Origin of the sequence: Brachybacterium sp. (assembly GCF_036379615.1) — a bacterium.
GTDB lineage: Bacteria > Actinomycetota > Actinomycetes > Actinomycetales > Dermabacteraceae > Brachybacterium.
In genome coordinates this window covers 1-26,798 of sequence record NZ_DASVGJ010000066.1, presented here as the reverse complement: position 1 = coordinate 26,798, position 26,798 = coordinate 1, and the positions used below count along the sequence as shown (strand labels likewise).

The following is a 26,798-nucleotide window of genomic DNA, read 5'->3' as shown; positions in this document are numbered from 1 at the left end:
GTGTCGCGTCGCCGGCCGATCGGCGGGCGCCGCGGCCCCGGCCGGCTCAGGAGTAGAGCGCCCGCAGGGTCTGGGCGCGAGCCCTCAGCGCCGCCTCGACGGGACCGGCCGAGAGCAGCCCCCTGGACAGCGAGACCAGCACGTGACCTGCGTTTTCTCCGAACACTTCGGTCAGCTGGTCGGGGCCGGCGCCCTGTGCCCCGAAGCCCGGAGCGAGCAGCGGCACCGACGGGGCGGCGCGGTCCAGGCCCAGCCGCCGGTAGGCGTCGCCGACGGTCGCTCCGACCACCAGGCCCACGCTCGACCACTCCCCTGGACGTCCCGCACCGATCTCCTCGGCGTGTCGCGCGATCTCGAGGGCGACCGGCGTGTCGGCGGCGGTGCGGGCGTGCTGGACCTGCGGACCGTCCGGGTTCGAGGTGAGGGCCAGCAGGAACAGTCCCTTGCCGTGCGCGGCGGCGAGCTCCGCCGCCGGGTCGAGCGATCCGGCACCCAGGTACGGGCTCGCCGTGATCGCGTCGGCCTCGAGCGGGGCGCCCGGGAGCAGGTGCGTCTGGGCGTAGGCGGACATCGTCGATCCGATGTCCCCGCGCTTGACGTCGAGGATGCTCAGCACTCCGATCTCCCGGGCGACGGCCAGCAGCTCCTCGAGCACCGCGACGCCGGCGGAGCCGTGCCGTTCGAAGAATGCGGACTGCGGCTTGATCGCTGCGACCTCGCCCTGCACCGCGGACAGTGCGCTCCGGGAGAACTGCCGCAGCCCCTCCGGCGTGTCCGGCAGCGACCATGCCTCCAGGAGGGAGGGGTGGGGGTCGATGCCGGCGACCACCGGGCCGTGGGAGTCCACGGCCCGGCGCAGCCGCTCCCCGAAGCTCTCCGCCCCCACCGGGCCGCGCTCCGGCCCGTTCTGCGTGCCGGTCACGCGCCGACCCGCTGGCCGCGTGCCGCGGCGAGGCGGGCGGTGTGGTCCTGCAGGCTCGTCACCTGGAAGGGCTCCACGGGTCGGGCCTCGATCGCCTGCACCGCCGCCTGGAACTCCTGCAGGGTGGTGATCATCGGCACGTCCATGCTGGTGGCGGCCGCGCGGATCGCGTACCCGTCGACGCGGGCGTTGGAGCCGGAGGGCGTGTTGAGCACGAGGTCGACCCTGCTGCCCTCGATGAGCTCGATGACGCTCGCCTCGTCGCCGGGCTCGGAGGCCTTGCGCAGCACGCGGCAGGGGATGCCGTAGCGGCGCAGCACCCGGCCGGTGCCGGCGGTGGTGAGGATCTCGAAGCCGAGGGCCGCCAGGCGCGCCACCGGCAGCGGGAGGGAGCGCTTGTCACGATCGGCCACCGAGACGAAGGCGGTGCCGGAGGTGGGCAGGCCCTGACCGGAGATCGCCAGCTGGGACTTCGCGAAGGCGAGCGGGAAGGTGGAGTCCAGGCCCATCACCTCGCCGGTGGAGCGCATCTCCGGGCCGAGCACGGAGTCCACGGCGCGTCCCTCATGGGTGCGGAAGCGCTTGAACGGCAGCACCGCCTCCTTGACCGCGATGGGCGAGTCGTCGGGCAGGTCCGCTCCGTCGCCCTCGGCAGGCAGCACTCCCCCGGCCCGCAGCTCCGCGATCGAGCTGCCGGCCATCAGCAGCGCCGCGGCCTGCGCGAGCGGGACGCCCGTGGCCTTCGCGACGAAGGGCACGGTGCGGGAGGCGCGCGGGTTGGCCTCGAGCACGTAGAGCACACCGTGGGAGAGGGCGTACTGGATGTTCAGCAGGCCGCGCACGCCCACGCCCTCGGCGATCGCGAGGGTCGAGGTGCGGATGCGCTCGAGCACCGCATCGGAGAGGGTGACCGGGGGCAGGGTGCAGGCCGAGTCGCCGGAGTGGATGCCCGCCTCCTCGATGTGCTCCATGACCCCGCCGAGGTACAGCTCGGTGCCGTCGTAGAGGGCGTCGACGTCGATCTCGATCGCGGTGTCCAGGAAGCTGTCGATGAGGATCGGCGCCTCGGCGCGGCCGCCGTCGGGCAGGTTGCGGCCGACGTAGTCGACCAGTCCGGCCTCGTCGAAGACGATCTCCATGCCGCGGCCGCCGAGCACGTAGCTCGGGCGCACCAGGACCGGGTAGCCGACCTTCGCGGCGACCTCGATCGCGTCGCCGAGGGCCCAGGCGGTTCCGTAGGGCGGAGCGGGGAGGTCCGCCTCGGCCAGCAGCGCACCGAAGTGGCCGCGGTCCTCGGCGTTGTCGATGGCGGCCGGGCTGGTGCCGATGATCGGCAGGCCCGCGGCCTCGAGCCGGCGTGCGAGCGCCAGCGGGGTCTGGCCGCCCAGCTGGACGATGACCCCGGCGACCGGTCCGGCGGCCTTCTCCGCCTCGTAGACCTCGACCACGTCCTCGAAGGTGAGCGGCTCGAAGTAGAGCCGGTCGGCGATGTCGTAGTCGGTCGAGACCGTCTCGGGGTTGCAGTTGATCATGACCGTCTCGTAGCCGCCGCCGGGCAGCTCCGGGTTGCCCAGCGCCAGGGCGGCGTGGACGCACGAGTAGTCGAACTCGATGCCCTGGCCGATGCGGTTGGGGCCCGAGCCCAGGATCAGCACCGCCGGGCGCTCGCGCGGCTCGACCTCGGTCTCCTGGTCGTAGGTCGAGTAGTGGTACGGCGTGGCGGAGGCGAACTCGGCGGCGCAGGTGTCCACGGTCTTGAAGACGGGGTTGATGCCGAGCGCCTCGCGCACCCCCTTGACCACGTCGCCGCTGTGGCTGCTCAGGGCGCCGATCTGGTCGTCGGAGAGGCCGTGGCGCTTGGCCAGGGACAGCAGGTCGGCGTCCAGCACCGCGCTCGCGCGGATCTCGGCGGCGATCTCGGCGATGATCAGCATCTGGTCGAGGAACCAGCGGTCGATGCCGGTGGCCTCCACCAGGCGCTCGACGGTCTCGGCAGGATCCACGATCCCCTCGGCGGCGGACCACAGGATCCGGCCGATGTCCCCCAGGCGCTCGGCGGTGGGCGTGCGGGAGGCGTCCACCAGCTCGGTGACCTCGGCGGCCGTGGGCGGCGTGCCGGTGTAGGAGAGCGAGGCGCCCTTGACGTCGATGGAGCGCTGCGCCTTGCCGAGGGCCTCGGTGAAGTTGCGGCCCAGAGCCATGGCCTCGCCGACGCTCTTCATCGTGGTGGTCAGCGTCGCGTCCGCGGCGGGGAACTTCTCGAAGGCGAAGCGCGGCACCTTGACGACCACGTAGTCCAGGGCGGGCTCGAAGCTCGCCGGGGTGGTCCCGGTGATGTCGTTGCGGATCTCGTCGAGCGTGTAGCCGATCGCCACGCGGGCGGCGATCTTCGCGATCGGGAAGCCGGTGGCCTTGGAGGCCAGCGCCGAGGAGCGCGAGACGCGCGGGTTCATCTCGATGACCACGATGCGGCCAGTCTCGGGGTGGGTCGCGAACTGCACATTGCAGCCGCCGGTGTCGACGCCCACCTCGCGGATGATCGCGATGCCGAGGTCGCGCAGCTCCTGCATCTCGACGTCGGTGAGGGTGAGCGCGGGCGCGACGGTGACCGAGTCGCCGGTGTGGACGCCGACGGGGTCCACGTTCTCGATCGAGCAGATCACGACGCAGTTGTCGGCGCTGTCGCGCATGAGCTCGAGCTCGAACTCCTTCCAGCCCAGGATCGACTCCTCCAGCAGCACCTCGGAGGTGGGCGAGTAGTGCAGGCCGTCGCCGCCGATGCGGCGCAGGTCCTTCTCGTCGTAGGCCATGCCGGAGCCGAGCCCGCCCATGGTGAAGCTGGGGCGCACGACCATCGGGTAGCCGAGGTCGTCCGCGGCCGCGAGCAGCTCGTCCATCGAGTGGCAGATCCGCGAGCGCGCCGACTCACCGCCCACCCGCTCGACGACCTCCTTGAACAGCTGGCGGTCCTCGGCCTTGTTGATGGCGTCCAGGCTCGCGCCGATCATCTCGACGCCGAACTCCTCGAGGGTGCCGTCGTTCGCGAGGGCGATCGCGGCGTTCAGCGCGGTCTGGCCCCCGAGGGTGGGCAGCAGCGCGTCGGGCCGCTCCTTCTCGATGATGGTGCGGATGATCTGCGGATCGATCGGCTCGATGTAGGTGGCATCGGCGATGTCCGGATCGGTCATGATCGTGGCCGGGTTGGAGTTGACGAGGATGACCCGCAGGCCCTCCTCGCGCAGCACGCGACAGGCCTGGGTGCCGGAGTAGTCGAACTCCGCGGCCTGACCGATGACGATCGGCCCGGAGCCGATGACCAGGACGGAGGTGAGATCGGGGCGACGGGGCATCAGGACTCCTTGGAGGCAGAGGCGCGGTGGGCGATCGCGAGCTCGGCCAGACGGTCGAAGAGGGGAGAGGCGTCGTGCGGGCCACCGGCCGCCTCGGGGTGGTACTGGACCGAGAACGCCGGTCGGTCGAGGCAGCGCAGTCCCTCGACCACGTCGTCGTTGAGGCCCACATGGGAGACGACGACCCGGCCGTAGCGCCCGGCGTCGTGCGGGGCGACGTGCTCGCCCTCCAGCGGGACGTCGACAGCGAAGCCGTGGTTGTGCGCGGTGATCGCCACCTGTCCGGTCTCACGGTCCTGGACGGGCTGGTTGATGCCGCGGTGGCCGAACTTCAGCTTGTAGGTGCCGAAGCCGAGGGCGCGGCCCAGCAGCTGGTTGCCGAAGCAGATGCCGAAGAAGGGCACCCCGGCGTCCAGCACCCCGCGCAGCAGCTCGATCTGCGTGGTCGCGGCGGCCGGGTCGCCCGGTCCGTTGGAGAAGAAGACGGCATCGGGTGCCAGCGCCAGCAGGTCCTCGAGGGGGGTGGTCGCCGGCAGCAGGTGCACCCGCAGGCCGCGCGCGAGCATGCTGCGCGGGGAGGCGCCCTTGATGCCGAGGTCCACGGCGGCGACGGTCGCGCGCACCTCGCCCTCCGGCTCGAGCACCACGGGCTGGGCGATGGTGACCTCCTCGAGGAAGTTCGCCCCGCTCATCGCGGGCTGATCCCGCACCTGGGTGAGCAGCTGCTCCTCGCTGGACTCCAGCGCGTCCCCGGAGAAGATGCCGCCGCGCAGGGAGCCGGTCTCGCGGAGAATGCGGGTGAGCATCCGGGTGTCGATGTCGCTGATGCCCACGACGTCGCTGCTGATGAGCAGCTCGTCGAGCGTCTGCTCGGCACGGTGGTTCGAGGCGATGCGGCTGGCGTCGCGCACGGCATAGCCGCGCACCCACACCTTCCGCGACTCCATGTCCTCGGCGTTCGCGCCGGTGTTGCCGATGTGCGGGGCGGTCTGCACGACGATCTGCCCGGCGTAGGAGGGGTCCGAGAGGGTCTCCTGGTAGCCGGTCATGCCGGTGGTGAAGACGACCTCACCGAAGCGGGAGCCGCGGGCGCCGTAGGCGGAGCCGCGCAGGACGGTGCCGTCCTCGAGGATCAGCAGCGCCTTCTCGGTGCGCGTACGGCGCGGGGGCCTCGTGGCGGTGGGGGAAGCGGAGGGGGTCATGCGTGCTCCTTCCAGGAGAGCAGGAGGTCGTGGTCGGCGCGCCGGGCGAGCCGCAGGCCGGTGTCGAGGAGCTGGTCGCCGAGGCGCCAGCGGAGGACGAGCAGTCCGTCGCCGCCGATGAACTTCCCGGCCATGCCGGGCCCGGAGGTGATCTCCTCGAGGTCGGCGGCAGGGATCGTGAGGTGCGGGGCCCCCTCGCGCTCGATGCGCCAGGAGCCTGCATCGCCGACGGTCACCCGGGCTCTGGCACGCTGCCCGAGGCCGTGGGCGACGACCCGCTCGAGCGGCTGCTCGGCGAGCACGGTGTCGACATAGATCGCGTCCACCGGGCCGTGCGCGCTGTGCTCGTCCAGCTGATCGAGGGAACGGTCCGACGGCGCGGGCAGATGCTGCTGCGAGCGGCCGCGTCGTCGCCAGCCCCATGCCATGGCGGTGAGGACGGCGACGAACAGGAGCAGCAGCAGCAGGACCGGGACGAGCCGATCGCTCATCGCTGCACCACCCGTCCGTCGCGCACGGTGGGGCGACCGGCGAGCACGGTGAGCCGGTTCGCGCCGGGCAGCTCCAGCCCGGCGAAGGGCGAGTTGCGGCTGAGCGAGGCGTGCTCGGAGGGGTCGGTCACCCGTACCGGGCGCGGATCCCAGACCAGCAGGTTCGCCGGCGAACCGGCGGCCAGCGGCCGGCCCTGGTCCTCGTCGCGCCCGATCTCGGCGGGTTTCTCGGACAGCACCCGGGCCACGTCGCGCCAGCTCAGCCGGCTCTCGCCGACCATGGTCAGCTGGACCAGGGACAGGGCCGTCTCCAGCCCGGTCATGCCCATCGCCGCCTGATCCCACTCGCGGTCCTTGGCATCGCGGGGATGCGGGGCGTGGTCGGTGGCGACGATGTCGATGGTGCCGTCGGCGAGGCCCTCACGGACGGCCTCGACGTCCGCAGCGGTGCGCAGCGGCGGGTTCACCTTGAAGACGGCGTCGAACTGGCGCACGCTCTCGTCGGTCAGCAGCAGGTGGTGCGGGGTGACCTCACAGGTCACGGCGATGCCGCGCTGCTTCGCCCAGCGGATGATGTCCACGCTCCCGGCGGTCGAGAGGTGGCACACGTGCAGGCGCGAGCCGACGTGCTGGGCCAGCAGCACGTCACGGGCGATGATCGATTCCTCGGCCACTGCGGGCCAGCCGGTCAGACCCAGCTCCGCGGAGACCACGCCCTCGTGCATCTGGGCGCCCTCGGTGAGCCGCGGGTCCTGTGCGTGCTGGGCGATCACTCCGTCGAAGGACTTCACGTACTCGAGCGCCCGCCGCATCAGCACCGGGTCGTGGACGCACTTCCCGTCGTCGCTGAAGACGCGGACCTTCGCCCGGGAGTTCGCCATCGCGTCGAGCTCGGCGAGCCGCTCCCCCGCCAGGCCCACGGTCACCGCGCCGACGGGGCGCACCGCGCACCAGCCGGCGCTGTCCCCGCGGCGGGCCACCTGCTCGACGACGCCCGCGGTGTCTCCGACGGGGGTGGTGTTGGCCATGGCATGGACGGCGGTGAAGCCGCCGCGGGCGGCGGCCATGGTGCCGGTCTCGACGGTCTCGGCCTCCTCACCACCGGGCTCGCGCAGGTGGGTGTGGAGGTCGACCAGGCCGGGCAGCACGATGCAGCCGTCGGCCTCGATGATCTCCGTGCCGGCGGGGGCGTCCAGCTCGGTGCCGACGGCCTCGATGCGGCCGTCCACCAGGAGCAGGTCCTGGATCTCCTCGCCATAGGGGCGGCCGCCCCGGATCAGCAGCGGGACCGGGTCGGTCGCGGTGTGCGAGGGCTCAGCAGCAGGGGTGGTCGCAGAGGTCATGAGGTCGCCTCCCGGGCGTCCGTGGCGAGCAGGTGGTAGAGGACGGCCATCCGGACGAAGACGCCCGAGGCGACCTGTTCGACGATGACGCTGCGCGGGGAGTCCGCGACGGATCCGGCGATCTCGAATCCGCGGTTCATCGGTCCGGGGTGCAGCACGATCGCATGCGCGGGCAGGGTCGCGGCCCGCGCGACGGTGAGGCCGTAGCGCCGCGAGTACTCCCCCTCGGTCGGGAAGTAGCCGCCGCCGACCATCCGCTCGCGCTGCACCCGCAGCATCATCACGGCGTCGGGAGCGTCCGCGAGAGCGGCGTCGAGGTCGTAGCGGATCGCGCAGGGCCAGGCGGAGGCCCCGACGGGCACCAGCGCGGGCGGGGCGACGAGGGTGACGCGGGCGCCGAGCAGGGTCAGCAGCAGCACGTTCGAGCGCGCCACCCGCGAGTGCAGGACATCGCCCACGATCACCACGTGCAGCCCATCCAGGCCCGCGGCAGGGTCCCCGGGGCGCAGGTGGCGGCGCAGAGTGAAGGCGTCGAGCATCGCCTGGGTGGGGTGCTCGTGCGCACCGTCGCCGGCGTTGACGATCGGCTGATCGATCCATCCGGCATGGGCGAGCAGGTGGGCGGCGCCGGAGGAGGCGGAGCGCACCACCACCGCGTCGGCTCCCATGGCCTGGAGGGTCAGCGCCGTGTCCTTGAGCGATTCGCCCTTGGACAGGCTCGACCCCTTGGCGGAGAAGTTGATGACATCGGCCGAGAGGCGCTTGGCCGCGGCCTCGAAGCTGATCCGGGTGCGGGTGGAGTCCTCGAAGAAGAGGTTCACCACGGTGGCGCCCACGAGCGTGGGGAGCTTGCGAATCGCGCGCGACTGGGTCTGGGCCATGTGCTCGGCGGTCGCGAGCACGCTCAGCGCCTCCTCACGGGTGAGATCGGCGATCGAGATGAAGTGCCTCATGCCCTCTCCCCCTCGGCGGCGGCTGGGCGGACGATGTCGACCGCATCGGTGCCGTCGGTCTCGAAGAGCTGCACGTGGACCCGCTCGGTGCGGGCGGTGGGCAGGTTCTTGCCGACATGGTCCGCGCGGATGGGCAGCTCGCGGTGGCCGCGGTCCACGAGCACCGCGAGTCTCACCGCGGCGGGCCGGCCGATCGCGCCGAGGGCGTCGAGGGCGGCGCGGACGGTGCGGCCGGAGTAGAGCACGTCATCGACCAGCACGACGGTGCGACCGTCGACGCCGGCGCGAGGGATCCGCGTGGGGCTGGGGGCCCGGGTGGGGTTCGAGCGCAGGTCGTCGCGGTACATGGTGATGTCCAGCGCGCCGTACAGCTCAGTGGGGTCCTCGGCGTCGCCTCGCCCTTCGGCTCGGGCGATCTGCTCCGCCAGGCGCCGGGCGAGCGGCACGCCGCGGTGCGGGATGCCCAGCAGGACGAGGTCGTCGGCGCCGTGGCCGCTCTCGAGGATCTCGTGCGCGATGCGGGTGAGCGCCCGGCGGATCTCCTCGGGGCCCAGCACGCGGGAGCTGTCGGCTCCTGCGGGATCGAGGATTCGGGGTCGTGCGGTCATGGGTGATTCTCCCTTCCACGCCTCACAGGACGTGTCGTTAAAGGGTGGCGTGCTCAGATGAGCGTGACCGATGCTACTCGGCCCGGGTCGGGGCGGCCGCAGCCGCCCGCCCCTCGGACACCGCGAGGCTCAGGCGAGCAGCGCGGCTCAGGAGAGCAGTCCGCGCACGTCCACGAGCCGCTGGAGCAGCCCGTTGACGAATCGCGGGGAGTCATCGGTGGACAGCACCTCGGCGATCTTGGTGTACTCGCCGATGATCGCTCCGCGCGCGGACTCCTCCTCGCCGTAGAGCACCTCGGCGCTGCCGAGGCGGAGGATCGCACGGTCCACCGCGGGCATGCGGTGCAGCGGCCAGTCCCTCGAATGGGTGGCGAGGTCCTCGTCGATGTCCGCGACATGCCGGGCGTAGAGCTCCACGAGCTCACGGGAGCGCTGCGGCAGCGGGGACTGCGCCGCCGTCCGCTGCAGGCGCTCCTGGAGCACGTCGCGCACGTCCGCGTGCTTGGCATCGGCCTCGAAGAGCACGTCGACCGCCCGGATCCGGTCCCGGGACCGGCCGTGCAGGCGATCGGCGGCAGCCGGAACCGTGCGCTCGAACTCGACCTCGGCACCCTCCCGGGTGGGATGGGGCAGGCCGGTGCCCCGGGGGGCGGGTCGCGCCCCGGGGCCCTCTGCGGCAGAGCCTGAGGTCACTTGACGCGCTCGAGGTAGTCGCCGCTTCGGGTGTCGACCTTGACCTGGTCGCCCTCGTTGAGGAACAGCGGGACCTGGATCTCGCGGCCGGTCTGGAGACGCGCGGGCTTGGTGCCGCCGCTGGAGCGGTCGCCCTGCAGGCCCGGCTCGGTGAACTCGATGGTCAGCACCACGGAGGTGGGCAGCTCGACGAACAGCGCCTGGCCCTCGTGGAAGGCGATGACGACGTCCTGGCCCTCGATCATGAAGTCCTTGGCGTTGCCGACGACCTCTTCGGTGAGGCTGGTCTGCTCCCAGTTCGAGGTGTCCATGAACACGTACATGTCCGTGTCGAGGTAGGAGAACTGCATGTCACGGCGGTCGACCGTGGCGGTCTCGACCTTCACGCCGGCGTTGAAGGTCTTGTCCACACCCTTGCCGGACATCACGTTCTTCAGCTTCGTGCGCACGAAGGCGGGCCCCTTGCCCGGCTTCACGTGCTGGAACTCGACCACGCTCCAGAGCTGCTGGTCCAGCACCAGGACCATCCCGTTCTTCAGATCGTTCGTCGTCGCCATGGGTCTCCTCGGTTGTCGTCGTGGCGGACCAAGGATAGCGCGCAGGGGCGGAGCGGCACCGGGTCCGTGGGAGCCTCAGCGGGCTGACGTGAGGTCGATCATGCTCAGCAGCCGCACGGCGAGCGGATGCGCGGCGCTCTCCTCGCGCCATCCGCTGGTCTTCACCGCACGGGAGACCGTCTGCTGGGTCACCCCCAGGCGCTCCGCGAGCTGGGCCTGGGTGGCCGACGGGCCGAGGCGGAGCGCGTGGACCGCCTCCCACTGACCTCGGCTGCGGGCGCGGATCATCCAGCCCACCAGACGCAGCACCGCCTCGACGTCGGCGGCGGTGTCCTGATGGCGCATATCCGCGGCACGGACGGCGAGCGGGACCTGGGAGGTGGTGCTCGCGGCGCGAAGAGCCTCGGCGGCCGCCTCCACGGCGGGGCCCGACAGCTCCCGCACCGAGCCGGGCAGGGGGCGCTGCACCGCGCCAATGCCGAGCCCTATGGCGAGCCCGCCCACCTCGTGCCCGCGCAGCAGCGCCTCGAGCGCCTCCTGGGAGCGACCGGCCAGGGCGAGCGCCTCGGGTCCGGCGGTGCGCTCGGGGCTCAGCGGCAGGTCGAGCTCGTCGAGCGCCTCGAGCAGGGCGGGGACGGGGTCCGAGGCCGTGCGGCCGTGACCGGGCCGACCCGAGAAGGAGAGGACGAACATGCAGCACCTTTCACAGCGTTCAGCGGCTGTCCAGCAGATTACGCCATGCGACAGCTGATCGTCCGACGCCGCGCGGTGCGCTGCGGGGCGGTGCTCACGCCAGCTCGATGAGCTCCTGGTACTCCGCGTTCCAGAGGTCCTCGACCGCGTCCGGCATCATCAGCACCCGCTCGGGGTTCAGCGCCGCCACGGCGCCGGGATCGTGCGAGACCAGCACCACAGCGCCCTCGAAGGCCGCGAGCGCCCCGAGGATCTCCTCACGGCTGGCGGGGTCGAGGTTGTTCGTCGGCTCGTCCAGCAGCAGCACGTTCGCGCTGGAGACGACGAGGGTCGCGAGCGCGAGGCGGGTCTTCTCACCGCCGGAGAGGACGCGGGTGGGCTTGTGGACGTCATCGCCGGTGAAGAGGAAGGAGCCGAGGATCTTGCGGGCCTCGACCTCGGGCAGCTCATAGGCCGCGGTCATCATGTTCTCGAGCACGGTCCGGTCCACGTCGAGGGTCTCGTGCTCCTGTGCGTAGTAGCCGATCCGCAGGCCGTGGCCGGGCAGCAGACCGCCGGTGTCCGGCTCGTCCACCCCGGCGAGGATCCGCAGCAGGGTGGTCTTGCCCGCACCGTTGAGCCCGATGATGACGACCTTCGAGCCGCGATCGATCGCGAGATCCACGCTGGTGAAGATCTCGAGGCTGCCGTAGGACTTCGAGAGGTCCTGCGCCATCAGCGGCGTCTTCCCGCAGGGAGCGGGCTTCGGAAAGCGCAGGGAGGCGACGCGGTCCTTCTGGCGCTCCCCCTCGACGCCGTCGAGCATCCGCTCGGCTCGCTTGAGCATGTTCTGCGCGGCGACGGCCTTGGTGGCCTTCGCGCGCATCTTCTCCGCCTGCGCGGTGAGCTGGGTGGCCTTCTTCTCGGCGTTCGTGCGCTCGCGCTTGCGTCGCTTCTCGTCGTCCTCGCGCTGGCGCTGGTACAGCTTCCAGCCCATGTTGTAGATGTCGATCTCGGCGCGGTTCGCGTCGAGGTAGAAGACCTTGTTCACGACGTGCTCGACCAGCTCCACGTCGTGGCTGATGATGATCAGCCCTCCCCGGTAGCCCATCAGGTACTCGCGCAGCCACACGATCGAATCGTGGTCGAGGTGGTTGGTGGGCTCGTCCAGGATCATGGTGGAGGCCTGGGAGAACAGGATCCGCGCGAGCTCCACGCGACGGCGCTGGCCGCCGGAGAGGGTGCCGAGGTCCTGCTCGAGCAGACGGTTGGGCAGCCCGAGGTTCGCGGCCATCCGCTTGGCCTCGGCCTCCGCGGCATAGCCGCCGGCCGCGTCGAGCTCCGCCTCGATCCGGGGGTAGCGGTTCATCGCCTTCTCCCGGCGCGCCTCGGTGAGGCTCATGTCCCCCATCTCCTCCTCGGCACGACGCAGCTTCTTGAAGATGCCGTCGAGACCGCGGGCGGAGAGGATCCGGGAGAGCACCGGCTCGGTGTCCTCACCGGTGTGGGTGTCCTGCGGGAGGTAGCCGAGCTCCCCGGCGATCTCGACGCTGCCTTCGGAGGGGTCCAGAGTGCCCGAGAGCACCTTGGTCAGGGTGGTCTTGCCGGCGCCGTTGCGACCCACCAGCCCCACCCGGTCACCCGCGGTGATCTGGAAGGAGACGCCGCTCATCAGGAGCCGGGCGCCGACTCGGATGGCGAGGTCGTGCACGGTGATCACGGGCGGGCTCCTGTTCGGACGATGACTGCGGGACCGCATGCGGGCACCGGCCCGGCGGGGGTCCGGCCGCACAGGGCCGCATCGAGTCTAGGGCCGCAGCGCTCCGAGAGCCTGCGAATACCGGCCGACGGTGCCGCGCACCACAGCCGGCCACCACGGCCGTCGAGTCCGCGGGTCCTGCTGACGAGCCCGGGGTCCGTGATGCGGAGTCCGCGTTGCGGGGTCCTGGTGGACCCGCGGGGTGACATGCTGGGCCCAGCGGCCCGGATCGGGGCCGGCAGTCACAGCAGAGAGGCGCGACATGCGGATCGGGGTACCCCGGGAGGTCAAGAACAACGAGAACCGGGTGGGTCTGGGCGCTGCGGGCGTCCACGAGCTCGTCGCACGAGGCCACGACGTGGTGGTCGAGAAGGGTGCCGGCGTCGGCTCCCGCGTGAGCGACGAGGACTATCGTACGGCAGGGGCGACCGTCCTGGACTCGGCGGACGAGCTCTGGGCGCTGGCCGAGATGATCATCAAGGTCAAGGAGCCGCTCCCCGAGGAGTACGGGCGGCTGCGCCGAGGCCAGATCCTGTTCACCTATCTCCATCTCGCGGCGGACCAGCAGCTCACCGGGGCACTGCTGGACTCCGGCACCACGGCGATCGCCTACGAGACGGTGCAGCGCCCTGACCGCTCACTCCCCCTGCTCGCGCCGATGAGCGCGATCGCGGGGCGGCTGGCCGCTCAGGTCGGCGCCTATCACCTGATGGCGCCGCTCGGCGGGGCCGGGGTGCTGATGGGCGGTGTGCCGGGCACGACCGAGGCGAACGTGCTGGTGATCGGCGGCGGTGTGGTCGGCGAGCAGGCGGCGATGATGGCGCACGGCCTGCACGCGAATGTCACCGTGATGGACCTCGACGTCGCGCGTCTGGGCCAGATCGCCACCATGCACCACGGCGGGATCCTCACCCGGTACTCGACGGCGCTCGACCTCGCCGAGGAGATCCGCCGCGCCGACGTGGTGGTGGGCTCGGTGCTGATCCCGGGCAAGCGCGCACCGAAGCTGGTGACCGATGAGATGGTCGCGGAGATGAAGCCCGGCTCGGTGCTGGTGGACGTCGCGATCGATCAGGGCGGCTGCTTCGAGAACTCCCGTCCCACCACGCATGACGATCCCACGTTCCGCGTGCACGACGCCGTGTACTACTGCGTGGCGAACATGCCCGGGTCGGTGCCGGTCACGGCGACGGCGGCGCTGAACAACGCGACCCTGCCCTACATCCTGAAGATCGCGGGCGCTGGCTGGCAGGAGGCGCTGCGTGCCGACGAGTCCCTGGCCAAGGGGCTCCACACGCACGCGGGCAGGCTCACCCACGCGGGCACCGGCGAGGCGCACGGCCTCGAGGTCACCCGTGCGGAGTCACTGCTCGACTGAATCGGCGCCGCCGCCGCACGCCAGCCGCACGGTCACCGCACTCCAGCCACACGGTCGCCGAACCGGTCGCCGGGCCGGTCACCGGACGGCGGAAGTCACGAACAGGGGCGAATCCATCGCGGATTCGCCCCTGTTCGTGACTCTCATGCCCGGGGCCCGGGGCCCGGGGCCCGGGGGCCGGGGGCCGGGGCCCATGGTCCGGGGGCCTGGGCCCGGGGGCCGGGGGCCAGCGGTCAGAGGTTGAAGCCGATGGCGCGCAGCTGCTCGCGGCCGTCCTCGGTGATCTTCTCCATGCCCCACGGAGGCATCCACACCCAGTTGATGCGGTGGGTCTCGGTGATGGGATCGAGCACGGCGAAGGTCTGCTCCTCGAGCACGTCCGTGAGCGGGCATGCGGCGGAGGTCAGGGTCATGTCGATGACGGCCTCGCCGCCCTCGACGGTGACGCCGTAGACGAGACCGAGATCGACGACGTTGATCCCGAGCTCGGGATCGATCACGTCCTTCATCGCCTCGATGACGTCCTCGGAGCTCACCGTCGCATCCGGTGTCTTCTGATCGGTCATGGGGTCCTCCCGATGGGATGGGGTGCCGCGGTGCGGCGCCCCGAGGGGGTGGGCGCCGGCCTGGCCCGGGATCACTCCCGGGACGGGCCGGCCGGTGGCGTCAGGCGCCGACGAGGAAGCGGTCGTAGCCCTCGGCCTCGAGGCGCTCGGCGAGCTCCGGGCCGCCCTGCTCAGCGATCTTGCCGCCCACGAAGACGTGGACGAAGTCCGGCTTCACGTACTGCAGGATGCGGGTGTAGTGGGTGATCAGCATGATTCCCACCTCGGTGTTCTCCTTGGCGCGGTTCACACCCTCGGAGACGACGCGCAGCGCGTCGACGTCGAGACCGGAGTCGGTCTCGTCGAGGATCGCGATGCCGGGCTTCAGCAGCTGCATCTGGAGGATCTCGTGGCGCTTCTTCTCGCCGCCGGAGAAGCCCTCGTTGACATTGCGCTCGGCGAAGACGGGGTCCATCTTCAGCTCATCCATCGCGCCCTTGACGTCCTTGACCCAGGTGCGCAGCGAGGGGGCCTCGCCGTCGACCGCGGTCTTGGCGGTGCGCAGGAAGTTGGACACGGTCACGCCGGGGACCTCGACCGGGTACTGCATGGCGAGGAAGAGACCGGCGCGGGCTCGCTCGTCGACGCTCATCTCGAGCACGTTCTCGCCGTCGAGCAGGACCTCGCCCTCGGTGATCTGGTACTTGGGGTGACCGGCGACCGCGTAGGCGAGGGTGGACTTGCCGGAGCCGTTGGGGCCCATGATGGCGTGGGTCTCGCCCGCCTTGATGGTGAGGTCGACGCCCTTGAGGATCTCCTTGGTGCCCTCAGGGGTCTCGACGGTGGCGTGGAGGTTCTTGATCTCCAGGATCGACATGTGGGTTCTCCTTGTCCAGCTCAGCTGGTGGATTCGTGGGAACGGGGGTGCGGGCCCGACGGACGGGCCCGCAGTGGTCAGGTGGCGGGGGCTGCGGTCGGATCCACCAGGATCTCGCCGCTGTCCTCGTCGATGCGCACGGGGAACACCCGCACGGGAAGAACCGCCGGGAGCTGCAGGGGACGACCTGTGACCAGGTCGAACTGGCTGCCGTGCTTCCAGCATTCGATGGTGCAGCCCTCGACGTCACCGTCGCTCAGCGCGATCTCGTCGTGCGAGCAGATGTCCTCGAGGGCGTGGACGCCGCCGTCCTCGTCCCGCACCACGGCGATCTCGAGGTCGCCGATCGCGACATCGAGGACCTCGCCGGGGGCGAGGTCCGCCAGGGCGGCGACAGGGACGAAGGCGTCCGACATCAGTTCATGCTCCGGGCGAGCTCGTCCTCGATGGCGGCCGAGAGGCGCTCACGGATCTCGGGGACGTCGATCTGCTGGATGATCTCGGCGAAGAAGCCGCGCACCACCAGTCGACGGGCCTCGGTCTCGGGGATGCCGCGGGCGCGCAGGTAGAACAGCTGCTCGTCGTCGAAACGACCGGTCGCAGCGGCGTGACCCGCGCCCTCGATCTCGCCGGTCTCGATCTCCAGGTTCGGCACCGAGTCGGCGCGCGCTCCCTCGGTGAGGACCAGGTTGCGGTTGAGCTCGTAGGTGTTGGTGCCCTCGGCCTCCTTGCGGATCAGCACGTCGCCGACCCACACCGAGCGAGCGTTCTTCCCCTGCAGCGCGCCCTTGTAGGCCACGTTGGAGGTGCAGTTCGGAGCGCTGTGGTCCACGAACAGACGGTTCTCGAAGAACTGGCCCTCGTCGGAGAAGTACAGGCCGAGCTTCTCGATCTCGCCGCCGGGAGCCGCGTACTCGCCGATGGAGTTCAGCCGCACGGCGCTGCCGCCGAGGGTGACCGCGACGTGCTTGAGGCGGGAGTCGCGACCCACGCGGGAGTGGTGGGTGGCGATGTGCACGGCGTCGTCGTCCCAGTCGTGCAGGGTGATGACCGTCATCTGAGCGTTGTCGCCGACGATCATCTCGACGTTCTGCGCGTACTGCGCGGCGCCGGTGTGGTTGAGGATGAACGTCGCCGAGGAGGACTCCTGCGCCTCGAGCACGATGTGCGCGTTGGCGCGACGGTCCGCCCCGTTGCCCGTCATGTCCACCCGGAACGGCGCGTCGTAGGCGACGTTCTTCGCGGCGACCAGGTGCAGCGCCTGCTCGCAGCGGGCCGAGGCGATCGCCGTGGGGAGGTCCTCGGGCACCAGCACGGTGCCGCGCGGCGCCTGGGCGGGCGCGAGGGTCGAGATCTCGGGAGCACCCTCGGGCACCGTGACCTGGTAGTCGACGGCGGGATCGCCCTCACGGTCGTCGGTGGGCTCGTCCTGGAACAGGGCGGCGAAACGGCGCAGCGGCGTGAAGCGCCACTCCTCGATGTCGCTCTTGGGGACCGGGTGCGCGGAGACCTCGAAGGAGCGCTTGCGGGCGCCTCGGTTCGCGGCCGCGTGAGCGGCGGAGACGTCCTGCCCGGGCAGGGTCAGGTTCTCCTCCTCCAGCTCGGGGGCGGCGGTGGTGTCCACATCCTCGAGGGCGGTGCCCGCGGCGACCGGAGCGGCGCCCGCCGCGTGGCCGACGGCCTCATTGGCCGAGGGGTCTCCGGCGCTCTCCGCGCCCTTCACATCGGTGGTCGTCATCAACCGACTGCTCCTTCCATCTGCAGCTCGATCAGGCGGTTCAGTTCGAGGGCGTACTCCATCGGGAGCTCGCGCGCGATGGGCTCGATGAACCCGCGCACGATCATCGCCATCGCCTCGGTCTCCTCCATGCCGCGGCTCATCAGGTAGAAGAGCTGTTCCTCGGAGACCTTGGAGACGGTGGCCTCGTGGCCCATCTGGACGTCGTCGACGCGCACGTCGACGTAGGGGTAGGTGTCGGTGCGCGAGATGGTGTCCACCAGCAGCGCATCGCACAGCACGGTCGAGGCCGAGTGCTCTGCCCCCGGCATCACCTGGACGAGTCCGCGGTAGGAGCTGCGCCCGCCGCTGCGGGAGACCGACTTCGAGACGATCGAGCTCGAGGTGTGCGGTGCCATGTGCACCATCTTCGAGCCGGTGTCCTGGTTCTGGCCCTCGCCGGCGAAGGCGACGGAGAGGGTCTCGCCCCGGGCGTGCTCGCCCATCAGCCACACGGCCGGGTACTTCATGGTGACCTTGGAGCCGATGTTGCCGTCGACCCACTCCATGACGCCGCCCTGCTCGACGGTGGTGCGCTTGGTGACCAGGTTGTACACGTTGTTCGACCAGTTCTGGATCGTCGTGTAGCGGACGCGCGCGTCCTTCTTCACCACGATCTCCACGACCGCGCTGTGCAGCGAGTCGGAGTTGTAGATCGGGGCGGTGCAGCCCTCGACGTAGTGCACGTAGGAGCCCTCGTCGGCGATGATCAGCGTGCGCTCGAACTGACCCATGTTCTCGGTGTTGATCCGGAAGTAGGCCTGCAGCGGGATCTCGACGTGGACGCCCTTGGGGACGTAGACGAAGGAACCGCCGGACCACACGGCCGTGTTCAGCGCGGAGAACTTGTTGTCACCCGAGGGGATGACGGTGCCGAAGTACTCCTTGAACAGCTCCGGGTGCTCCTTGAGCGCGGTATCGGTGTCCAGGAAGATGACGCCCTGCTCCTCCAGGTCCTCGCGGATCTGGTGGTAGACGACCTCGGACTCGTACTGCGCGGCGACGCCGGCGACGAGCCGCTGCTTCTCCGCCTCGGGGATGCCGAGGCGGTCGTAGGTCTCCTTGATGTCCTCCGGCAGATCCTCCCAGGAGGTGGCCTGCTTCTCGGTGGAGCGGACGAAGTACTTGATGTCGTCGAAGGCGATGCCGGACAGGTCCGGGCCCCAGGTGGGCAGCGGCTTCTTGTCGAAGAGCTTGAGCGCCTTCAGGCGGCGCTCCAGCATCCACTCGGGCTCGTCCTTGCGGGCCGAGATGTCGCGCACGACGTCCTCGGACAGGCCCCGGCGCGCGCCGGCCCCGGCGGAGTCCTCGTCGTGCCACCCAAAGGCATAGTTGCCGATGGAGTCGATGATCTCGTCCTGTGTGAGCTTCTCTGGTGCGCTCGTCATGATGTCCTTCCCTCGGTGAGTGGAATGTGAGTCGTGCAGGCATGCGCCCCCTGCGCCAGGGTTGCCAGGCGCTGGACGGGGGTGCCGATGATTCGGGAGATGACGCGGGTCTCTGCTTCGCACAGCTCGGGGTGATCTGCGGCGATGTCGAGGACGGGGCAGTGCCCGTGGCACAGCTGGGCCGTCACGAGCGTACGCGGCGCGGTGCCGGACTGCGCGCTCGCGGCGGGCAGCGGAACGTGCAACGGCCGCACCGTCGTGGCGTAGCCGCGCTCGGTGAGCAGCTCGGAGAGCAGTTCGAGCTTGCGGGCGGCGGTGACGGTCTCCCCCGCCTCCTCGCACTCCGCGACGCGCCGGGCGATCGCACTCTCCCAGTCGGCGATGCGGCGCTCGGCCAGAGCGGTGACCGCCTCCTCGCCGCCGAGCCGGGCGAGCTCGGCCACCGCCATCACGGCCATCTCGTCGTACCCGCCGGGCAGGTCCTCGTGCGCGGACTGCGAGAGCACGAAGGACTTGCTGGGTCGGCCACGGCCGCGCTGTGCGACGAGCACCTCGTGCTCGGCGATCACACCCTCGGCCTCGAGTGCCGCGAGGTGGCGCCTGACCGCCGCACTGGTGAGGCCGAAACGCTCTGCCAGCTGGCGCGCCGTGATCGGGCCGTGGGTCGAGATGGCCTGCACGAGTCGGTCGCGGGTCGTCGGCACGACGCCCGTGGGAATCTCGGATGCGGTCACGGTGGCCTCCTCCCGTCCGTCGACTTCTTCGATTTTACAACAGAAGTCTTGCCAAATACCTTTCCGAGCCTGTGCGCCACAGCACGAAGGGTCCCCTAACCTGTGCATTCACATCGACCGCCCCTGCGGCGTCGCCCCATCGACCACCTCCGCGGAGCCGTCGTCGCCATACCCCGAAGCACACCCCCATCCGTGTAGTATCGTTTTCAACTACTGTGGTCGTGACCCGATCGCTGTGTCGACCAGCCCGTCCAGAAGGGACCCACCATGACCGAGACCTCCGCCTCCACCCCCTCGTCCGCCTCCGCGCCGTCCGCGCCGGACGCGCACTCCACCCGCGGCGCGTACGTCTCCAGCGGCAAGTCTTTCGACCGCGACATGACGTACATCGATGACCGCATCACACAGGACGGCCGTGACGGCTGGCCGGTCGAGGCGGACCGCTACCGCCTGATCGCCGCCCGCGCCTGCCCCTGGGCGAACCGCACCCTGATCTCCCGTCGACTGCTGGGCCTCGAGGACGCGATCAGCGTCGGCATGCCCGGTCCCACCCATGACAAGCGCTCCTGGACCTTCGACCTCGACGAGGGCGGCACGGATCCCGTGCTCGGCTACGAGCGCCTCCAGGAGGCGTACTTCGCCCGCTTCGCCGACTACCCGCGCGGGATCACCGTGCCGGCCGTCGTGGACGTGCCGACCAGGGCCGTGGTGACCAATGACTTCCAGCGGATCACCCTCGACTTCGCGACCGAATGGAGCGAGCACCACCGCGAGGGCGCCCCGGACCTCTATCCGGAAGCGCAGCGCGAGGAGATCGACGCGCTGAACAGGTGGATGCTGCACCGGGTGAACAACGGGGTGTACAAGGTCGGCTTCGCCGGCTCCCAGGAGTCCTATGAGAAGGAGTACCGCGAGCTGTGGGCGGCGCTCGACGAGCTCGAGGAGCGTCTGGGGCGCAGCCGCTATCTGATGGGCTCCTCGATCACGGAGGCCGATGTGCGGCTGTTCCCCACCCTGATCCGCTTCGATCCGGTCTACCACGGCCACTTCAAGGCCAACCGGCAGACCCTGTCGAGCATGCCGAACCTGTGGAACTACACCAAGGACCTGTTCACCACCCCCGGATTCGGCGACACCGTCGACTTCGAGCAGATCAAGCGCCACTACTACTTCGTGCACGAGGACATCAACCCCACCCAGGTGGTGCCGCTGGGCCCGGACCTGGCCCCGCTGCTGGAGCCCCACGATCGGGACCGCTTCGAGACCGACACCTGGGGGCCCGGAGGCACGGCGCCGCTGGCTCCGCTCGCCGCCGAGGTGGTGGATCCCGCGCACACCCCGCTGCGCGTCACCGGGCGCTGACCCCGCACCGGGCCCGGGCGGCGATCGTCGCCCGGGACCGCGGGATGCATGACCGGTCGCTCACGTCGGCTCCTCCCCCGCGCACCCCACGGCCTACGATGGGCCCGCCATGGACGACCACTCCCCTGCCCTCGTCGCCGACGACCTCACGCTCAGCTACGGCCCCGTGCGTGCGCTCGACGGTCTGAGCCTGACCGCGGAGCGCGGCGCGGTCACCGCGCTGCTCGGCCCCAACGGCGCCGGCAAGACCACCGCGATCTCCTGCGCCACCGGCCTGCTGCGGCCCGACGGCGGCACGGTGCGAGTGCTCGGGAGCGATCCCTGGAGCTCGAGCCCCGAGCACCGTGCCCGGGTCGGCGTGATGATCCAGGACGGCGGGCTCACCTCCGGCGCCACCGCGATGCAGCTGCTGCGCTACGGCGCGAGCCTCCACGCCGCGCCGCTGGACGTGGAGGAGGTCGCAGAGCACCTGGGGCTCGACAGCTTCGCACGCACTCTGGTGCGGCGCCTCTCGGGCGGGCAGCGACAGCGCCTGGCGCTCGCGCTCGCGATCATCGGACACCCCGACCTGGTGTTCCTCGACGAACCCACCGCAGGGATGGATCCCTCGATCCGCCGCCGTGTGCGCGAGCTGATCCGCGGCCTCGCCCGCACCGGCACGGCCGTGGTCCTCACCACCCATCTGATGGACGACGTGGTCGGCCTCGCCGACGCCGTCCGCGTGATCTCCCGGGGCCGGGTGCTCGCCTCCGGCTCGGTCCAGGAGGTCATCAGCGAGCACCGTGCGGCCGACGGAGCAGTGGTGGTCCAGGCCACCGCCTCCGGCGTGCATCCGGCCGCTGTTCCCGCCCTCGAGGCCGATCTGCGGGCCACCGCCGCCCGGCACGGCGCCCAGCTGGAGATCACCTCGGGCGGCGCGGCCGATCTCGAGTCGGTGCTGCTGGATCTGATGGACGAGGACCGTGCCTCGGCGCTGAGGACCCCTGGACCGGCGTCGGCCCCGACCCCGGAGGAGTCCCGATGACCACGGTGGACAGCTCTGCCGGCCGCGCGAGCACGGACCGCGCCCCGCGTCCCGCACCGCCCCTGCGCCGGATCCTCGCCCATGCCGGGCTCGAGACCCGGATCCTGCTCTCCAACGGCGAGCAGCTCACGGTCGCCATCGCCCTGCCGGCGATGGTGCTGATAGGCCTGTGGCTGCTGCCGCTGGGACGGCTCGACGGTGTCCCGGCGATCGAGACCGCCGTCGCGGCCACCTTCTCCACGGCGCTGATCTCGACCTCCTTCACCTCCCAGGCGATCCTCACCGGTTTCGACCGGCGCAACGGGGTGCTGCGCTGGGTGGCGACCACGCCGCTGGGGCGCGGCGGGTACCTCGCCGGGAAGATCCTGGCCACCCTCGCCACCCATGTGCTGCAGGTGCTCGTGCTGGGCATCATCGCCCTGATCATCGGCTGGCGACCGGACCTGCTGGGCCTGCTCGGCGCCCTCCCGGTGTGGCTGGTGGGCACCGTCGCCTTCGGTGCACTGGGGCTGCTGGTCGCGGGCACCCTTCGCACCGAGGCGGTGCTCGCGGTCTCGAATCTGGTGTTCGTGGTGCTGGTCGCCGCCGGCGGCGTCGCCTTCCCCACGGCGAGCTACCCCCGGATCCTGGGCGGTCTGGTGGATCTGCTGCCCTCGGGCGCCCTGGGTGAGCTGCTGCGCGCCTGCCTGGCCTCCGGTCCTTTCTCCGCCGGTTCTGCCCTGGTCCTGCTCGCCTGGGCCGTCGCCGGAGTGCTCGCCGTGATGCGCTGGTTCCGCTGGACCGACAGCTGACCCCGCGGGACGTCCAGCTGCACCACCGCGGGACCGACAGGTGGCCATCGATGGTCACCGCCGCCGGTCCCGGGGCCCGTGATGCGTCATCGGTCGCATTCGTCCACAGTGCTCAGCGTTCTTCCCGACGAGGAATCTAGACTCCAGAGCATGTCCAGCCCCTCCGAACCCGTGACGCGCCTTCCCGAGAGGCACGGGCGCATCACCACGTTGCCCGATCGCCGCCTGACCTCCTGGAGCCCTCGGCGCCGCGCGCGGGTGGCCGCCATCGTGTTCTGGGGCAACCTGATCAGCCAGATCGGCATCATCCTCTCGGGCGGCGCGGTGAGGCTGACGGGAAGCGGGCTGGGCTGTTCCTCCTGGCCCCACTGCGAGCCCGGCCAGTTCACCCCGGAGCTCACGATGGCCTCCGGCATCCACCCCTTCGTCGAGTTCGGCAATCGCTCGCTGACGGGCGTGCTGAGCATCTTCGCGATCTCGCTGCTGCTGGTGAGCTGGCGCTGGCTGGGCCACAAGGGTCCCGGCTTCCGCCGCCTCGCGTGGGTGCCGCTGATCGGCACCGGGCTGCAGGCGCTGATCGGTGCCTTCGTGGTGTGGTTCGATCTGCACCCGGGCCTGGTGAGCCCGCACTTCCTCATCTCCCCGCTGCTGGGAGCGGTCTCCATGGTCCTGCTGGTGCGGCTGTACGACGGAGACGGCGCCGTGCGGCTCGCGGTCCCCTCCCGCGCGGTGGCGGTGTTCGTCCCGCTGGCCGTGGCCGGCTTCACGGTCCTGGTGCTGGGCACCATCGTCACCGGCACCGGGCCCCATTCCGGCGACGCCGGCGATGTCACGCGGATCGCGATGAGCCCCATCCTCGCTTCCCGCCTCCACGCCCTCGCGGTCTATGTCTTCTGCGCGCTGCTGGCGGTGCTGCTGGTGATCCTGCACCGTGCTCGGGCCCGTCGGCAGGCGATCGTCGCCGCCTGGTGGCTGGTGGGGCTCACGATCGTGCAGGGGATCATCGGCTATGTCCAGTACTTCCTCGGGCTGCCGGAACTGGTGGTGTTCCTCCACCTGATCGGGGCCGCGCTATTCGCCGCGACCATCGCCTGGGTGGGTGCGCGGCTGGTCACCTGGCAGGACGCCGCCCAGGCGCCGAGCACCTCGCAGCCCGTCCTCGACCCTTCGGAGGCATGATGATTCTCGGCCGGCGCCGCCGCAGCTCCACCCAGGAGCTCCCCACCCTCGACCAGGCCCGCCCGTCGGGCGAGTTCGTCGCCTCGGTGCTCTCGCACCTGCGCGAGGTGGTCGATGTGGGCTGGAACCTGCTCGAGGTGGATGCCGAGGCGCACCGGCTGATCCGCGAGGCAGGGGCCACCAGCTGCTATCTCGACTACCACCCGGTGTTCGGTGCCTCGCCCTTCGGCTACGTCATCTGCACCTCGCTCAACGAGGGTGTGCTGCACGGCCGCCCCTACGACCGGGTGCTCGTCGACGGCGACCTGCTCTCCCTGGACTTCGCGGTCGAGGTCGAGGGCTGGGTCGCGGACTCCTGCCTCACGATCCCGGTGGGTGCTCCTCGCGAGGAGGATCTGCAGCTGATCCGGCACACGGAGCAGGTGATGTGGGCGGGTATCGACCAGGTGCGGGCCGGGAGCACCGTGGGCGACATCGGCCATGCCGTGATGACGGCGGCCCACTCGCTCGGATATTCGATCAACGATCGCTTCGGCGGCCACGGCGTGGGGCGCACCATGCACGAGGCGCCGTTCGTCCCCAATCACGGCACGCCCGGGGGCGGCACGGAGCTCGTGGCCGGTCAGCTGATCACCGTGGAGCCCTTCCTGGTGCCGACCACCTCGGATCTCGTGGTCGACGAGCGCGACGGCTGGACGCAGCTCTCCGCCGATGGCTCCCGCGGAGCCCACGCCGAGCACACCCTGCAGGTCACCGACGGTGCACCGATCGTGCTCACCGCCAGGGCCGATGACCCCTCGCCGCGGAGCTCACAGGGCTGAATCGCCGCCGGTCCGGGCCCGGTCAGTCGATCAGGGACTGCACGGTCCGCGCGATGCCCGCGGCGTCGAGGCCCTGCCCGGCGAGGATCGCGTCCCGCTTGGCGTGGGGCACGAACTCCTGCGCGATGCCGAGAGTGCGCAGCGGCGGCGCTGGGGAGGCGGCGGTCGCACGGGTCGCGACCCGCAGCGCGAGCGCGGCGCCGATCCCGCGGTCGGCGATCCCGTCCTCGAGGGTGACGACGGCGCGCGCGGCGGCGGCGAGGTTCACCAGCTCCTCCCCCAGCGGCAGGGCGCGCACGGGATCCAGCACCACCACGTTCACGTCGGGCCGCTCCCGCTCGAGCGTTCGGGCGGCCTCCACCGCCCGCCCGGCGAGCGCGCCGATGCTCACCAGCAGCACGTCGACCGGGGCGTCGGCGCGCCCGGCGAGCATGTCACCGGCCGGGATCTCCTTCGCGGTGGGGATCTCCGGCGGGCAGGCCCCCTTGGGGAAGCGGATGATCGAAGGACCATGGGTCGCGAGCGCATCGGGCACCGCGGCCGCGAGGCGCTCCCCATCTCGCGGAGCCCAGAGGGTCAGCCCGGGCACCTGAGCGGCCAGACCGAGGTCCCAGACCCCGTGGTGGCTGGGGCCGTCGTCGCCCGTCACCCCTGCACGGTCCAAGGAGATCACCACGTCCTCGCGGTGCAGGGCGAGGTCCAGGAGCAGCTGGTCGTGGGCGCGCCCCAGGAAGGTCGCGTAGAGCGGCACCACGGGGCGGCGGCCGCCGGCGGAGAGCCCTGCGGCGGTGTCGAGGGCGAGCTGCTCGGCGATGCCGACGTCGATCACCCGCTCGGGCATCTCCCGCTGCATCGGGCTGAGGCCCACCGGGTCCACCATCGCGGCGCTGATCGCGATCACCCTCTCATCCTCCCGGGCGGCGTCGAGCACGGCCGCTCCCAGTCGGGCGGTCCAGGTGTCCGCGGCGGCGGGGGCACCGTCCTCCCCCTCGAGGGGGAAGGGGCCGGTGGCGTGCCACTGGTCCACGGCGTCGGACTCCGCGCGGGCGAAGCCGGCACCCTTGCGGGTGAGCACGTGGACCACGACCCCGGAACGCTGCGGGTCCTCGGCCGCGCGCCGCGCCTGCGCCATCGCGGCCGCGAGCGCCTCATGGTCGTGCCCGTCGACGGGACCGACGTAGGTGAGCCCGAGGGCGGTGAACACGTCGCCGCCCGGTGCCACGTCGCCTGAGCGGAGCGCGGCGAGGTGACGGGCGAGGCCGCCGACGGTGGGGGCGTAGGAGCGGGTGTTGTCGTTGATCACCGCCACGGTGCGGGAGCCGACGTCCGCCGCGAGCTCGTTGAGGGCCTCGAGCCCCACCCCGCCGGTGAGGGCGCCGTCGCCGATCACCGCCACCGCAGCGCCCTGCTGCCCGGCGAGGCGGTGGGCGCGGTCCAGCCCGTGCGCCCACGCGATCGAACCGGAGGCGTGGGAGTTCTCGACGAGATCGTGCGCGGATTCGCGGCGATCGGGGTAGCCGGAGGTGCCGCCGGCGCTGCGCAGACCGGGGAGGTCCGCGCGGCCGGTGAGCATCTTGTGCACGTAGGCCTGATGCCCGGTGTCGAAGACGATCGGCTCGGCCGGAGATCGGAACTCGCGGTGCAGCGCGATGGTCAGCTCGACGACGCCGAGGTTCGGCCCCAGGTGACCGCCGGTGCGCGAGCAGATCTCGAGCAGCCGGCGGCGGAGCATGCGCGCGAGCCCGGGCAGCGCCTCGGCGGGAAGCGAGCGCAGGGCATCCGGGCCGGAAGGGATGGGGACCTCCGCGGGCGGTGTCGCGGAATCTGCGGCCGGCGCCGGGGTGCCCGACGCGGTGGCAGCCGGGCGGGACGGCGCGTCGGTGCGCTGCTCGGTGGTGGACACGCGCGGTCCTCCCTGGGGACGGGGATCGGGTCGTGCTCAGGGTACGACGACCTGACCAGGATCGACGGCGGACATGGTCACATCTGTGCACATCTTCACCGGGGTTTCACGGAGCCTCGTCCCGGTGTGCACGAGGGTGCGGACACCGCGCGCAGGAGTGCGCGACGCGCCCCCATTCCCCCCTCGTGGAGCGTCGTCGATGCGTCCTGCGTCCCGGACAGCCCTGACCCTTCATGACCCTTACGATCAGGACCTTGCCTCGGCGACGAGTGTGTTCTGGCGGCGCAGGATCCACCAGCGTCCTTCGCGTCGTACGAAGACGTAGTGCGCGTTCATCGCGGGAGGTGCGCCGCCGTCGGCCTCTTCGACCGTGGACCAGGCGCTCTTGTGCGCCACGGCGACATCGGGAGCGACGAGGGCGACGTCGCTCAGGCGGTAGTGCGCCGTCGCGGTGCGCAGGGGCCCCAGC

25 protein-coding genes are annotated in these 26,798 nt (G+C 71.2%); 6 read left to right on the top strand and 19 right to left on the bottom strand.

The genetic code is table 11. The features are described 5' to 3' along the window. Positions 1 to 46: 46 nt before the first annotated feature. From pyrF to VF289_RS13925, 11 genes are all read right to left on the bottom strand, one after another. On the bottom strand, positions 47 to 922 hold the full coding sequence (gene pyrF / locus VF289_RS13975) for an orotidine-5'-phosphate decarboxylase (protein WP_330884512.1): 876 nt from the start codon (positions 920 to 922) through the stop codon (positions 47 to 49). Further along, positions 919 to 4,272: a carbamoyl-phosphate synthase large subunit gene (gene carB, locus VF289_RS13970; RefSeq protein ID WP_330884511.1), complete on the bottom strand. Its 3,354-nt coding sequence runs from the start codon at positions 4,270 to 4,272 to the stop codon at positions 919 to 921. The genes pyrF and carB overlap by 4 nt, the downstream gene beginning before the upstream one ends. Then, the gene (gene carA / locus VF289_RS13965; RefSeq protein WP_330884510.1) at positions 4,272 to 5,474 is read right to left on the bottom strand and encodes a glutamine-hydrolyzing carbamoyl-phosphate synthase small subunit; all 1,203 of its coding nucleotides are present in this window, start codon (positions 5,472 to 5,474) and stop codon (positions 4,272 to 4,274) included. Before carA ends, carB begins: the two co-directional genes overlap by 1 nt. Further along, positions 5,471 to 5,965 carry a hypothetical protein gene (locus VF289_RS13960; RefSeq protein WP_330884509.1) on the bottom strand — a complete coding sequence of 165 codons (495 nt, stop codon included), beginning with the start codon at positions 5,963 to 5,965 and terminating at the stop codon, positions 5,471 to 5,473. The genes carA and VF289_RS13960 overlap by 4 nt, the downstream gene beginning before the upstream one ends. Then, positions 5,962 to 7,308 (bottom strand): dihydroorotase, encoded by a 1,347-nt coding sequence (locus tag VF289_RS13955; RefSeq protein WP_330884508.1) that lies wholly within the window; start codon positions 7,306 to 7,308, stop codon positions 5,962 to 5,964. Before VF289_RS13955 ends, VF289_RS13960 begins: the two co-directional genes overlap by 4 nt. Beyond that, the gene (locus VF289_RS13950; RefSeq protein ID WP_330884507.1) at positions 7,305 to 8,261 is read right to left on the bottom strand and encodes an aspartate carbamoyltransferase catalytic subunit; all 957 of its coding nucleotides are present in this window, start codon (positions 8,259 to 8,261) and stop codon (positions 7,305 to 7,307) included. The genes VF289_RS13955 and VF289_RS13950 overlap by 4 nt, the downstream gene beginning before the upstream one ends. Then, positions 8,258 to 8,869: a bifunctional pyr operon transcriptional regulator/uracil phosphoribosyltransferase PyrR gene (gene pyrR / locus VF289_RS13945; protein WP_330884506.1), complete on the bottom strand. Its 612-nt coding sequence runs from the start codon at positions 8,867 to 8,869 to the stop codon at positions 8,258 to 8,260. The genes VF289_RS13950 and pyrR overlap by 4 nt, the downstream gene beginning before the upstream one ends. A 147-nt stretch (positions 8,870 to 9,016) precedes the next feature. Continuing rightward, positions 9,017 to 9,562: a transcription antitermination factor NusB gene (gene nusB / locus VF289_RS13940; protein ID WP_330884505.1), complete on the bottom strand. Its 546-nt coding sequence runs from the start codon at positions 9,560 to 9,562 to the stop codon at positions 9,017 to 9,019. Then, positions 9,559 to 10,119, bottom strand: coding sequence for an elongation factor P (gene efp / locus VF289_RS13935; RefSeq protein WP_330884504.1), 561 nt, complete (start codon positions 10,117 to 10,119; stop codon positions 9,559 to 9,561). Before efp ends, nusB begins: the two co-directional genes overlap by 4 nt. Before the next feature lie 75 nt (positions 10,120 to 10,194). Beyond that, positions 10,195 to 10,812 carry a helix-turn-helix domain-containing protein gene (locus tag VF289_RS13930; RefSeq protein ID WP_330884503.1) on the bottom strand — a complete coding sequence of 206 codons (618 nt, stop codon included), beginning with the start codon at positions 10,810 to 10,812 and terminating at the stop codon, positions 10,195 to 10,197. Positions 10,813 to 10,906: 94 nt separating this feature from the next. After that, positions 10,907 to 12,511, bottom strand: coding sequence for an ABC-F family ATP-binding cassette domain-containing protein (locus VF289_RS13925; protein WP_330884502.1), 1,605 nt, complete (start codon positions 12,509 to 12,511; stop codon positions 10,907 to 10,909). A 301-nt stretch (positions 12,512 to 12,812) separates the two neighbouring features. On the opposite strand from VF289_RS13925, the gene ald reads away from it, so the two are divergent. Further along, entirely contained in the window at positions 12,813 to 13,928 is a 1,116-nt protein-coding gene (gene ald, locus VF289_RS13920) for an alanine dehydrogenase (protein WP_330884501.1), read from the top strand. 233 nt (positions 13,929 to 14,161) lie between these two features. Here ald and VF289_RS13915 read toward each other — a convergent pair whose 3' ends face one another. The 6 genes from VF289_RS13915 to VF289_RS13890 all read right to left on the bottom strand — a co-directional run bounded on the left by VF289_RS13915 (position 14,162) and on the right by VF289_RS13890 (position 19,249). Beyond that, positions 14,162 to 14,494 carry a metal-sulfur cluster assembly factor gene (locus tag VF289_RS13915; RefSeq protein WP_330884500.1) on the bottom strand — a complete coding sequence of 111 codons (333 nt, stop codon included), beginning with the start codon at positions 14,492 to 14,494 and terminating at the stop codon, positions 14,162 to 14,164. Between the two features lie 100 nt (positions 14,495 to 14,594). Further along, a complete protein-coding gene (gene sufC, locus VF289_RS13910; protein WP_330884499.1) occupies positions 14,595 to 15,350 on the bottom strand; it encodes a Fe-S cluster assembly ATPase SufC in 756 nt (251 codons plus the stop codon). A gap of 77 nt (positions 15,351 to 15,427) precedes the next feature. Next, positions 15,428 to 15,766, bottom strand: a complete 339-nt coding sequence (locus tag VF289_RS13905) for a non-heme iron oxygenase ferredoxin subunit (RefSeq protein ID WP_330884498.1) — start codon at positions 15,764 to 15,766, stop codon at positions 15,428 to 15,430. Beyond that, the gene (gene sufD, locus VF289_RS13900; RefSeq protein ID WP_330884497.1) at positions 15,766 to 17,088 is read right to left on the bottom strand and encodes a Fe-S cluster assembly protein SufD; all 1,323 of its coding nucleotides are present in this window, start codon (positions 17,086 to 17,088) and stop codon (positions 15,766 to 15,768) included. Before sufD ends, VF289_RS13905 begins: the two co-directional genes overlap by 1 nt. Next, positions 17,088 to 18,515, bottom strand: coding sequence for a Fe-S cluster assembly protein SufB (gene sufB, locus VF289_RS13895; protein ID WP_330884496.1), 1,428 nt, complete (start codon positions 18,513 to 18,515; stop codon positions 17,088 to 17,090). Before sufB ends, sufD begins: the two co-directional genes overlap by 1 nt. Continuing rightward, positions 18,512 to 19,249 carry a helix-turn-helix transcriptional regulator gene (locus VF289_RS13890; protein WP_330884495.1) on the bottom strand — a complete coding sequence of 246 codons (738 nt, stop codon included), beginning with the start codon at positions 19,247 to 19,249 and terminating at the stop codon, positions 18,512 to 18,514. The genes sufB and VF289_RS13890 overlap by 4 nt, the downstream gene beginning before the upstream one ends. Before the next feature lie 267 nt (positions 19,250 to 19,516). On the opposite strand from VF289_RS13890, the gene VF289_RS13885 reads away from it, so the two are divergent. The 5 genes from VF289_RS13885 to map all read left to right on the top strand — a co-directional run bounded on the left by VF289_RS13885 (position 19,517) and on the right by map (position 24,426). Further along, positions 19,517 to 20,611, top strand: a complete 1,095-nt coding sequence (locus tag VF289_RS13885; RefSeq protein ID WP_330884494.1) for a glutathione S-transferase family protein — start codon at positions 19,517 to 19,519, stop codon at positions 20,609 to 20,611. 109 nt (positions 20,612 to 20,720) lie between these two features. Next, positions 20,721 to 21,635: an ABC transporter ATP-binding protein gene (locus tag VF289_RS13880; RefSeq protein WP_330884493.1), complete on the top strand. Its 915-nt coding sequence runs from the start codon at positions 20,721 to 20,723 to the stop codon at positions 21,633 to 21,635. Further along, positions 21,632 to 22,426, top strand: coding sequence for an ABC transporter permease (locus VF289_RS13875; RefSeq protein WP_330884492.1), 795 nt, complete (start codon positions 21,632 to 21,634; stop codon positions 22,424 to 22,426). Before VF289_RS13880 ends, VF289_RS13875 begins: the two co-directional genes overlap by 4 nt. Positions 22,427 to 22,576: 150 nt before the next feature. Then, positions 22,577 to 23,605, top strand: a complete 1,029-nt coding sequence (locus VF289_RS13870) for a COX15/CtaA family protein (protein WP_330884491.1) — start codon at positions 22,577 to 22,579, stop codon at positions 23,603 to 23,605. Beyond that, positions 23,605 to 24,426, top strand: coding sequence for a type I methionyl aminopeptidase (gene map, locus VF289_RS13865; RefSeq protein WP_330884557.1), 822 nt, complete (start codon positions 23,605 to 23,607; stop codon positions 24,424 to 24,426). The genes VF289_RS13870 and map overlap by 1 nt, the downstream gene beginning before the upstream one ends. Positions 24,427 to 24,448: 22 nt before the next feature. On the opposite strand, the gene VF289_RS13860 is transcribed toward map, so the two are convergent. Then, complete coding sequence (locus VF289_RS13860; RefSeq protein WP_330884490.1) at positions 24,449 to 26,329, bottom strand: 1-deoxy-D-xylulose-5-phosphate synthase; 1,881 nt, start codon at positions 26,327 to 26,329, stop codon at positions 24,449 to 24,451. A 246-nt stretch (positions 26,330 to 26,575) separates the two neighbouring features. Then, a partial coding sequence (locus tag VF289_RS13855; protein ID WP_330884489.1) for a hypothetical protein occupies positions 26,576 to 26,798 on the bottom strand: 223 nt, incomplete at its 5' end.